The sequence below is a fragment of the Phormidesmis sp. 146-12 genome, from assembly GCF_052939495.1.
The window spans coordinates 91,671-103,264 of record NZ_JBJPHS010000008.1 but is presented as its reverse complement, the minus strand read 5'-3'; the positions used below and the strand labels follow the sequence as shown (position 1 = coordinate 103,264).

5 protein-coding genes are annotated in these 11,594 nt (G+C 48.1%); 4 read left to right on the top strand and 1 reads right to left on the bottom strand.

Translation table 11 applies throughout. The annotated features are described in order from the left end of the window. Positions 1–486: 486 nt before the first annotated feature. The gene (locus ACKFKF_RS05810; protein ID WP_446866807.1) at positions 487–2,703 is read left to right on the top strand and encodes an FdhF/YdeP family oxidoreductase; all 2,217 of its coding nucleotides are present in this window, start codon (positions 487–489) and stop codon (positions 2,701–2,703) included. Between the two features lie 300 nt (positions 2,704–3,003). On the opposite strand, the gene ACKFKF_RS05805 is transcribed toward ACKFKF_RS05810, so the two are convergent. After that, positions 3,004–3,585, bottom strand: coding sequence for a YkgJ family cysteine cluster protein (locus ACKFKF_RS05805; RefSeq protein ID WP_446866806.1), 582 nt, complete (start codon positions 3,583–3,585; stop codon positions 3,004–3,006). Positions 3,586–3,832: 247 nt separating this feature from the next. On the opposite strand from ACKFKF_RS05805, the gene ACKFKF_RS05800 reads away from it, so the two are divergent. From ACKFKF_RS05800 to ACKFKF_RS05790, 3 genes are all read left to right on the top strand, one after another. Further along, complete coding sequence (locus tag ACKFKF_RS05800; protein WP_446866805.1) at positions 3,833–6,064, top strand: hypothetical protein; 2,232 nt, start codon at positions 3,833–3,835, stop codon at positions 6,062–6,064. Positions 6,065–6,312: 248 nt separating this feature from the next. Then, on the top strand, positions 6,313–8,559 hold the full coding sequence (locus ACKFKF_RS05795; protein ID WP_446866804.1) for a hypothetical protein: 2,247 nt from the start codon (positions 6,313–6,315) through the stop codon (positions 8,557–8,559). 79 nt (positions 8,560–8,638) lie between these two features. Then, the gene (locus ACKFKF_RS05790; protein WP_446866803.1) at positions 8,639–11,575 is read left to right on the top strand and encodes a hypothetical protein; all 2,937 of its coding nucleotides are present in this window, start codon (positions 8,639–8,641) and stop codon (positions 11,573–11,575) included. The last annotated feature ends 19 nt before the right edge of the window (positions 11,576–11,594 follow it).

Below are 11,594 nucleotides of genomic sequence, written 5' to 3'. Positions count from 1 at the left end.
CCCCTAAATCCCCCAGTCTGGGGGACTTTGACCAAGGAAAGATTTCCAAAGTTCAAAGCCATGACGACGGCTCAAAGTCCCCCATTTTTGGGGGATTTAGGGGGCGAAGGCTCTCAGCAATGACAGATCAATCGACTTGTATGTACACGGCAGCTTGCTAAGGGGAGGAGCCGTAGGCGGTGGGGTAACGTAGGTATGTTCTTATTTGAAAATCTCCTTAAGTTTGCGATCGCTCCTATTAAGTTCAGCATAGATTCTACTTCTGGCGGGTAACTCGAAGAAATCTGGTTTTTCGCTTCGTTGACTGCACCTTCTGCCCCCCAAGCTGTCAATTCTAGAGAACTTTCAGACAAAAATTTTTGGTTCAAAGCCTTGTGTGAAGAGGGAATTTAGAAGTCAAGCTAACTCTCTAACTGGATCTGTAACTGGAGTGGAGAGATTCATTAAATTCACGTTAGATTCAATTTGTAGGGTAGGAATCAACACATGGACGAACACGCTCACAAAACTTCCCAAGTTGGCGGCGGGATGCCTGTGATTCAATATTGGGCAGAACATACGCTGTCGCCTGATGGTGCCAAAATTTGGAAAACACTCCTCCACAAAAGTGCCTGTCTCTCTTGCGCGTGGGGCACAGGCGGACAAAAAGGCGGATTTGTCAATGAGGATGGAGAAGTGTTGCAGCGGTGCGCCAAAAGTGTCGAAGCGATCGCGTCTGAGCTTCAACCTGCGGCCCACTTTTACGATCGCTCGATCCAAGACCTTCAACAACTGACTTCTGAGCAGGCAAACAATCTGGGTCGGTTGAGCGTGCCGCTCATTCTTAGAGAGGGCAGTTCCCAGTATGAGCGGCTGAGTTGGGATGAGGTGTATGAGATTGCAGAAGCGGCTTTTGGCAAGGCTCCAGAGCGAGTGGCTTCTTACAGTTCGGGGCGATCGTCGAATGAGGCGGCTTTTTTGCTGCAATTGATGATCCGGGCGCTGGGGTCAAACAATCTGGCGGACTGTTCTGATCTGTGTCATGCGGCTTCTACGACCGGACTCAAGCAAATGTTTGGATCGGGTACGTCGATGGTGAGTCTAGACAGTCTCAAACAAGCAGATTGTGTGGTGCTGATTGGGTCGAATGCGCCAGCCAACCATCCTAGACTGATGAATGAATTGATCAAACTGCGCGATCGAGACGGTAAAGTGATTGTCGTCAATCCGATCGTTGAAGTGGGATTGGTGAAATTTGCGTCTCCTGCCTTTCCGATTAAGTCTTTGATTCGAGGTTCAGACATTTCTTCGCTCTATCTTCAACCGATTCCTGGGAGTGATGTTGCTTTATTTATTGGCATTCAAAAATCGTTGATTGAGCAAGGTTTAATTCGATCGGAGTATTTAGAATCCCATACCGACGGTTGGCAAGAAGTGGTGGCCTACGCACAAGCGATCGACTGGGAAACGATCGTTAAGACCTGTGGCGTTTCTCAAGCTGAAATCGTGGCCGCTGCCTCGATCATTGGCGCTGCAAAAGGAGTCGTCTTTGCCTGGGCGATGGGCGCGACGCAGCAAAAAAACGGCGTGGACAACATTTACAGCATTGCCAATACGGCCCTATTGAGTGGAAATGCAGGCAAAGAAGGGGCCGGAACAATGCCAATTCGGGGTCACTCCAACGTGCAGGGCTTTGGGTCGATGGGCGTGACGATTCACCTCAAAAAAGAAATTCAGGAAGCCTTAGAAAAACTGCTAGGAACCTCACTCAGTCGGGTTCAAGGATATGACACTCGCGCCTTGATCGACGCTGCCGATTCTGAAAAAGTCGATACGCTGCTCTGTCTGGGAGGCAATCTCTACGCCGCAAATCCCGACCTCACCCAGGCAAAACGCGCTTTGTCGAACATCGAGACCATTTTCTATGTGGCAACCAAGCCCAACCTGGGACACTTCCACGGATTGGCCAAGAAAAACACGCTGATCCTTCCGGTCTTTGCCCGCTTTGAAAATCCCCATAAGACGACAGCAGAATCAGGCAACAATTTCGTGCGGCTCAACGATGAAGGAGAAAGCCATCTTAAACAGGCCGATCTGATTTCAGAAGTGGAATTGTTGACCGAAATTGCTCATCGGATTCATGGCGACACGCCGATCGACTGGCGCAAACTGCAAGACACAAAATATGTTCGTCAACTGATTGCCCAGACGATTCCTGGCTTTAAAGCGATGGCGACGATCGACAGCACTCAACAAGAATTCACCATTCAGGGACGCATTTTTAACACGCCCAAATTTGCCACGCCTTCGGGCAAAGCCAAGATGTTTGTTACGCCCCTGCCGCACCTGACATTACCGACGGCTCAAGAGTTTGGCGTTTCTGATGCGATTCGCAGTCTCGTGTTGGCGTTGACCACCGGACGCAGCTATTCACAGCACAATACCGTCGTCTACAAACCGGGCGACAGATATCGCGCAATGCCCCACCGCAACTGCATTTTGATGAATCGATCGGATGCCGAAAGCGCAGGATTTACCGAACATCAACGAGTCACAGTACAAGGCGATGCTGGCAAACTAGAGAACGTCGAGATCATTTATGGCACCGTCCGCCCAGGAGCCGCGCTAATGTTTTACCCCGAAGTCAATGTGATTTTTAAGGCGAGCGTAGATGAGCGATCGGGTACGCCTGCTTTTAAGCGAGTTCCTGTTGTTGTTTATTGACTAAAAACTAAGGACTAAGGAGATTTCTAGCAAAGAAGTTACCAACCTTGGGAAGCCCCCTAAATCCCCCACAAGTGAGGGACTTTGAGCTGTCGTCATGGCTTTGAACTTTGGAAATCTTTCCTTTGTCAAAGTCCCCCAGAATGAGGGATTTAGGGGACTGAAGCCGATCGAAACGAAGCGATTCCGGACTTGTGTGTACACGGTAGCCCAATTCTGGGGGACTTTCGCATAAGGTTTTTAATTCACTGTTTAATATTCAAAGTTTCATGTCTAAAGTCTCTTGTCATGCTCCAACATTTAATCTTCGAGGTCTGAAAACTGGGCGCTTAAGCCTACCTTTTGCAGGGCTAATCGAATGGCCTGATTGATAGGAAACCGTTGGGAACCGATCGCGGGATCAATACTTTCCATTCGCGTCGCAAACTCGACAAAACTGGGGGCAGACAATCCTTGGGTAAGCTGTTGTTGAATGTGGGTGAGGGTGAGCGATCGGGTGGCTTTGAGTTCTGTGCAGGCGGCGAGTTGGGGTTTGCCGTGTTTGTCTCTGACGGCTGCGTAGCCAAACAAACGACAGAGGGACGGCCGCCAGAGATAGACTCCACACCGTCCTTTTTGAGAATTTGTAAGGTCAGGTTGATAAAAAATGCAGCGCTGGGGTGAATCGATTTCTAACTGATCGAGAATCTCTTCTGCTTTGCCTTGTTGAAAGAGCGCGATCGCTAATGGCAACACATCCAATACAGTTGCTTCAACACTGGGACGATCACAACAGCGACCACAGTCAGACGAGCAAGATAACCCGGTCGCTTGCCGAAATTCTTCGGTCTGTTGGTCAATTTGCTCAAACAGAGCCATAACCTGAGTAGAAGTCTGGTTCATAGGGGTGGCGATCGTATTCAAGACACTGGATTTTGGATTTTGGACATTGGACGGAGAAGCACTAATCTTCGGTCTTTAGTCTAATGTCTAATGCCTAATATCTAGCGTTTAACGTCTTCACAAAACATTCCCCGATCGGCTACCCCTATTTCTGATCCTAATTGAGCAGAATCGAGAAACAAGAGCGTTGGTTCACTGCTAAAACCATCCGCTAGAGCTTTCAGAATTCATTTCAGGAATCAGATTTATGTTGAAAATTGATGACGTACAAACGATCGAGGGTGTTCAGGTTTATGGAGACGAAGACCCAAATAAGTTTTATCTGGTGCCCGATGTTCCTCGATTTCGGATGAATGATAATGGCCGTCCTTCGTTTAGCTTCTATAAATATCGGATGCCGATCGAGCGGGCTGACCAATCAAAAGGCGGCGGTTTCTTGATTTGTGACGTGGAATTTAGCGTTCCTGAAGAGAAGAAGCAACTCATCGTCAAAAAGCTGCAAGAGCAAGTTAATCAACGCTATGTGGGTAGCAACGTCAAACCACCCGAAGTTGAAATTGGCTCGATCACTTACACCAAAGGCACCGCAAAGCTTAATATCGAAAGCATTAGCGATAAGTTTGTTGAAACTGTTTTTAACCCTGGCAAACCGTCTTTGTATGGACGCAATATTACTCCCTTTACCGTCGAGCTAACCGATCTGGGTGCAACCTTTTTTGAACAGGCACTGCAAAACAAAGGTGGATTTGTTCAAGTGGTTTACGACTTGTATTGTGCGGTGAAATTGCCTCCGATCGAAGCTCGTATCTGGTTTGATTCCAGCAAGTTTTCGAGCTTTGTCGAAGATTTCACTAAAAGAGAGCAGTCTCAAGGTGCATTTAGCTCGATCTGGAAGTGGTTGTTTGGCGGCTCAAATCGCAACAGAACGACGATCAATAAAACCGTTAGTGAGTATGCTAGTCAGCATCAGTGGGGCGGCGTAGAAATTGACTTTAGAGACTTTAAAGCGACTGAAGATGTTAAGCAAAAGATTCGTGATTGGGCGATGAATACGCTGGCAGAAGCGATCAAAGCCTCCAACGAAGACAAGCTACAACCGTTCACCGAAGAACAAAAGAAAGTGCCTGACAATCTAACAGACTTTCATCTTCGTCTGAGTCAATACAAGTTTAACAATGTCAATCAACGCTACAAAGAAAGTCAGGCAGTTGAATGGAACATGGCTCCTCAAGGGATGCTAGAACCGATCACCACGCTGCTGGATAAAGAGGGTCAACCCTTGAAGTGGTCAGACTATGCCACGATCGTTGATCTCGATGATCCCTTCTTTAAGACGTTGGAAGTTCCGATTCGGGTAAATGCTGACTTCAAAGATTTGCCGCTCGATAGTGTAGAAGTTCACCTTGACTACAAAGAAGGCAGCGTTCATCAGATTCAGGAATTTAGCTTTAACAGTCCCGACAAGTTAGAGAAGTTCAAGTCTTTCATTGAAAATGCCAAATGGGACTACAAGTATTGGTATCAAGTTAACTACAAAAACGAGAGCCGTGCTTACAAGTCTCAAGAGATTCCAACCGATGAAAAGTTCTTGACGATTAACGTGGGTGAAACGGGGATCTTAGCGATCGACGTTCTCCCCGGTGATATCAACTGGAGTCAAGTCAGTCAAGTGCAAGTGAAGATCAACTATGACGCTTCTGAAGGCGATGTGGGACAGATCGAACGCGCCTATCTACTCGACAAAACCAGCCCAAAAGCAACGCTCAGAGAAGTGGTTTTTGCACCCGTCAAACAACCTTACAAGTACATTGTTAAGTACTTTATGGCGGATGGTAAAGAATATCAAGTGACAGAAGCGTCTTCACGCTCTCCGCAACTCTATTTAAATGATCCGTTTAATGCAACCAAGACGGTGAGTTTGCGTGCAGCAGGTGACTTGGATAAAGACATTCAAACCATTTTTGTGGATGTGAAATATGTTGATGAATTAAATCATTACACCAAGAACACCACTGCGGCATTGAGCAAATCACAGCCGTTCTTTGATTGGGAGTTTCCGGCGATCGATGAAAAGATCGGCAAAATCACTTACAAAGGTACAGTTCAACTCAAAAACGGCCAGCTTGAAGAGATTCCAGAAGCCACCACTGAAGACCTGACCATCATGGTCGGCAGAAAGATCGAAGACTCGCTAGATGTCAAAGTGGTGCCTGTTGGAATTGACTTTAACAAGGTGGCGTTAGTGATTGTGTCACTGAGTTATGAAGACAAAGTGCATGACATTGTAGAACGCTACGATATGACGTTTGATAGCACTGCAAAAACGCCGCAAACCTGGTCTGTTGCACTCAAAGACAAACATTCAAACAAGTACACCTGGAATGCTGTCTTTTATATGAATGATGGCACCGAACGCAAGGCGAATGTAACTCCTCAGCTTACAGATTCGCTAACGCTGGCGCTACGGATGCCTGTCTGAGTCTAGGTTGTCAGTTCGATGAAGTTCTTCGCTTCGCTGTCCTTCTGCCCCCCAACCCCCCAATTCTGGGGGACTTTAAAACAAGTGTTCTAGCTCAGAGTCCCTCACTTGGGGGGGATTTAGTTTGCTCTCCTGGATTTGCGACCGTAGCCGTAAGATTCATCAAATTCTACTTGTCCTTTGCTCTCAAATTCGTTGCAATTTCAATTCAAATTGTTTTTGACTTTATTGATCGTCCCCAAAAAGCAATGCTATATCTCAACCCTCCGTTTCATATTATTGAAGGCGTTTCGCTGTTTTCGGATCATGCCGATCCGTTGCAGTATTATTATTTGCCGATGATGCCTAAGTTGACGACGATCGCGGACTCGGTCACAGGGCAAAAGATTCCCCAGATTCAATTAATTAAATATCGCGGCAAAGCGGGGAATGGTGGATTTCTCAATTTTGATGTCAACATTGGCGTTGAAGAAGCCACTTTAGAAAAGATTCGCGGCAAATTACGGCAGATGGCCGGGCTAAATCAAGCGCCCCGACTGGCTCCCGTTCCGCTGGTCGATGGCACTGTTCGGTTGCTCTTGTTTGGCAAACAGACGGGCGATACGGCGGCTCCCAACAGCACGACACCTCAGTTTGTTCTCAAAATCGATCAGGCGGCAAAACCTTCGCTCTATGGAGACAATCAAGCGGCATTCTCGGTGGCGTTGGATCAGTATGGCGTAACGGTGATGGAGAAAGCACTTCAGGGAGAAATGTCGCCGATCGGAATTGTGTATTCTCTCGATTATTTAGCGTTGCGTCCAGCGTACTCAGTGCGTCTCAAAGTGGATTGGGATCGGGTGCAAAAACATCTCGATGAGCATTTTGGCATTGATGCAATTTTTGTTTCGGTTGACATTGACAAAGCCGTTGACGAATTGGTTGAAAAACGAGCGATCGTGCTCGAAGCAGACACCTTTATTCCTGAAGGCGAAGACGAGAGTGCGGTTTTGGGACGACGTGATCAAGCGGTCAACGAAGTGCGAGAAATGATTTTGGATGCATTCTTTAAACCCAGCATTGATCCTGTGAAGGAAGAAGAAGACGGGTGGGATAAGGCGGCCAACTTTGCCGATCGCGTGTCTCGTTTGGGGGTTCAGGGTGGCTTTTCTTATAAAAAGACGGACTATACGAGGATCGATCGTAAGTCGCTTGACGTGAATATTAGCGAGCGCACCACCGTTAAACGCAGTATCTATCCGCAGGGACATTTGAGCGGTCTGTCTCGCGTGATCACCCAGCAGGGTCTGGATCTCAGCAGATTTGTTCTCTCGGTGGATCTGGATGATCCGTGGTTTGAGCGGCGCAAATTGGCTGTGATTTCTCGCGCTAATTTTGAAGAGGATTCGATTAGCTCGATCAATGTGCGATTAGACTATGGCAACACTCCTACGAATGTCTTATTAGAATCGAGTAACGCTAAAACGCAAGTTGAATGGGCAAGTATTGTCACAGATAATACAATGCGACGTGACATCGAAGCTCAATACACCGTTACCTTTAAGGGAATCGATGGGAGTGAACGTCCTATCTCAGTCAAGTCAGTCCCGGAAGTCTTTGACGGTGACAACTTTGAGATCAATCCCCGCGAGTTTTATAGCATTCTGCATGTGCCGATCGTCGCCTTGAGTTTCCCGTGGGATCGCTATCCGCAGGTCGAAGTTCAACTCAAGTACACCGACGAGCAAAACGGCATTCGCATGGATGACACGCTGCTTTTAGATCAAGCGCACAGTGATCAAACCTGGAAAATGTTTGTTCGCGATCTCAGACAGACGAAGTTTCAGTATAAGCTTATTTATCGCGCCGCTGATAACCGCGACGTTGTAACTATCTTTAACGACAACGATGACGAGCGTATTACCATTCGCGATCCTCGCCCCAATAAGCGATCGCTGACCGTCGTTTCTAATTTAGATTGGAATTTAGTCGAACGAGCATTCGTTGATCTAATTTACGACGATTCCAAAAATGATGTTTATGCAGAACAATCGTTTGAGTTTAGCAAAGATGACAGTGCATCCAAAAGTTTGAAGGTTGATTTAGTCAATCCCGATTACCGGAAGGTTGCATATCAGGTGACGCTGCTGTTCAAAGGTGGACGAATGTTGGAAGTGCCGCCGTCTGTGACCAACGATCGCCGGATCATTCTTCGCAGCGATATGCGCGGCCATCGTATTGTGACTGTCCAACCCAAAAAAGTCGATTTCGCCAGCAAACGCCTCTATGAAATGCAAGTCGAACTCCGCTATGAAGACGAAGACGCAGGCTTAAGTTTTTCTGACCTGTTTAGCTTCCAGTCAATCAACGACGCTTCGACCTTTGAATTCGATTATGCCGACAACCAAAAATCGACCTACGAATACCGCATCACCTACCGCCACTTAAACGGACTATCTCGATCGACCGACTGGACTTCAGCCTCCTCCGACACCCTAATGCTACCCGTCGCCTAAAAGCATTTCATCCCTCATCTCTCATCTCTCATCCCTCGTTCCTCGTTCCTCATCCCTCGTTCCTCATCCCCCGTTCCCCATGCTATTACTCGGAAACAAAACCCTCACGATCGACCACACAACGGTCTTTGCTGACCACGCCGACCCCAACCAATTCTGGTATCTGCCTCGCCCCGTCAAATTTGCCCGCAGAGGGGCTGACAAGCAGGTTTCCTTCACTTTCATCAAGTACAAGCCTGCGGCAGTGTCAGGAGGGGCCAAGGGCGGCGGATTTTTGATGTTTGATGTGGACTTGCAATTAGATCCCAAACTAGAGCAGCGAATTTTGTCCAAATTGAGTGGGATTGCGCCCGATCGCGCCAAGTTGTCGGCAGTGCCATTTGACGAGGGGACGGTGCAGTGTATCGCGCTCAATCTACAAGGCTCAGGGGGCATTACTGCGTCAGCGAGTCAGCCGGGAACCTTTAACGCGGTTGAAAAAATTCTCGGTGCGACGGTGCCTTCTTTGGATGCGACGAATACGGCAACCTTTAGTCTCACGCTCAGTCAAGAAGGCGCAATTATTTTAGAGAAAGCCTTTGAGCGAGGAACTACCCCCGTTGGTGTTCTCTATGATCTGAAATATACGGGAATGCGGCCGGCTTTGGATGTCAAAATTACGGCAGACATGAAGCGGGTTTACAATCACTTTAGCGCCAGTCTGAGTGGACAATATTACTTCTTTAAGTTGGGCATCGAAGCAGGATTTGAGAAACTGGTACAAGACGGTGCGATTAAGATTGAGGTAGTGAACTATTCGAGTGCCGACGATCGTGCCGAAAAAGAGAAATGGGCCCTCGACTTTTTCAAAGAAAACTTACTCAAGGACTGGTTTGAGCCAACCCTGACTCCAGGGGAGTTTGCGGGAGGTCGAGTCACAATACCAGAAACGCCAACGCCTTCACCAGGCAACTCATCTGGAAATGGAAATTCTAACGGTGGCGCAACGCCTAGCCCAACGCCTGATACACCATCGTCTGAGAATCTTGTATCTGGTGTAGCCTCCGCAGTTAGAGATGTGGTCGCAACTCGGTTAGACACACCGAATCCATCCACGACTCGCCAACCTGCAACGCTAGAGATTCTCAGTCGAGATCCCAATCCGCTACCAGATGGTTATGGAATCGAACACACACCTTCTACATCAGGAACATCAGAAACGATTACGGTTCGTGGGAATAATCCAACAGTACGAGTAAATGGTGAAGTGCGATCGGTCAACGCCAATCATCAAATCACTGTGAATGTAGACGACAATGCCAGCGCTGACATCACAGTAGACTATCCTCAGACCACTACAGACGAAACATTTCACTTATTTTTTGAATACGAAAAGCCACGGGAAGCCGGATGGTCTACGACATCGAGAGCCTATACTGGATATCTGAACAATTCACCGAATCCGACAGACGTTGAGTTCTCGAATACTACTTCTCGGCAAGGCATCACCGACACGCCTGGGAACCATCTTTCGGGTGATGGCAATCAGCTACGAGCCTGGGTTCAGCGTCTGGCAGTGCCCAAAGATGTAACGATCGAAGCCCACGCCAGCTACGAAAATGACGACTCCCCCACCAAACAACAATACAATCGCAAACTCTCGCAACGGCGGCGACAAGTGGCGATCGGCATTGTGTCTCCTCTGGTGACGAGCATCAGTGGCGATCCGGTGGGCAAAGGACATGTACGATCGCGAGATGCCGTGCCTCAACGGATTGGCGATTTTCGAGACAGAGTGGCCGAAATCACCGGAAAAGTCATTGCCAGTCCGACTGCGACGATTCGAGCCAAACTTTCTCGCCCCGCAGCGATTACCCCAAACATACCCACGCCCACGCCCACTACACCCACGCCCACGCCTACGCCCACTACACCAACCCCTACACCTACTACACCAACCCCGATCGCCGGAGATCCTGCCATTGCGTTGAAGCTGAAATTCATTCACCAGGACGAACAGAAGACCATCACGCTGCAATACAATCGATCGGAGGCCGTCCAGCGCACCTATGCTCCCCAGGGTTTGATCGGCTTAATGTTGAATGATTTGCAAAACAAGCGCAAACACTTTGTCGAAGTCGATTTAGACGATCCGTTTTTCCGAGTGTTTACCGTTACAGTAGATGCGCCGATTGACTTTGAGAACATTGGCTTGCTCTCGGCTCAGGTGGCGATCGATTACGGCAGTCCCGCGAATGAAGTGGATCACAAACATGCGGACTTTGTATTTGAGCCGGGGAATCATACCGAGCATAAGTTTGAGGTGTTCATGAATTCAACGTTTGACACAAGCTACGATTACAACGTGCAATATCATTTCGATCCGGGTTCTGAATGGGAAGGACACACTTATTCCTACGAAGTTGTTGCCAATCCTACAGAAGATCGAACGCTACAAATCAATCCCTTTGAGCATTTGGGCTTTCTGGATCTGAAAGTCGTGCCTAACCGAATTGACTGGGGCGAGATCGACTCGATTGACACAGTGCTTTTCTACCAAAGTCCGAACGGCTGGAGCAAAACCAAAACCATTACCCTCACCGCCAACTCTCCTGCCCAATTCTGGAAACTCCGCCTCGACGACCCCAGCGCCCGCACTTACAGCTACTACCTGATTCATCACCTAAAGGACGGTTCTCGTCAAGAATCTGAGAAAGTCACCACGGAAGCCACGGCGATCGCAGTCAACGATTCGTTTGAAGGTGCATTAGACATCGAATTCATTCCATTGTTCACCCCTGGCTCATTCAGAATGGTCTTCGTTGATGTGAAATATGACGACAGAGACCACCATTACCACCGCGAAGAACGGCTAGAACTATCAGGAACCGCCACCGCACCCGTCCCGCTAAGAATCTCCCTCAAAGATGGCTCAAAGCGCAGCTTCCAATATCGTCTCACCTTCGTCTCAGACAACAAAATGCAACAAGGAGCCTTTACAACAACTGAGGAAACTTTGATTGGCGTATCTCCATAAAAAAGGAAAAAGGGAAGCA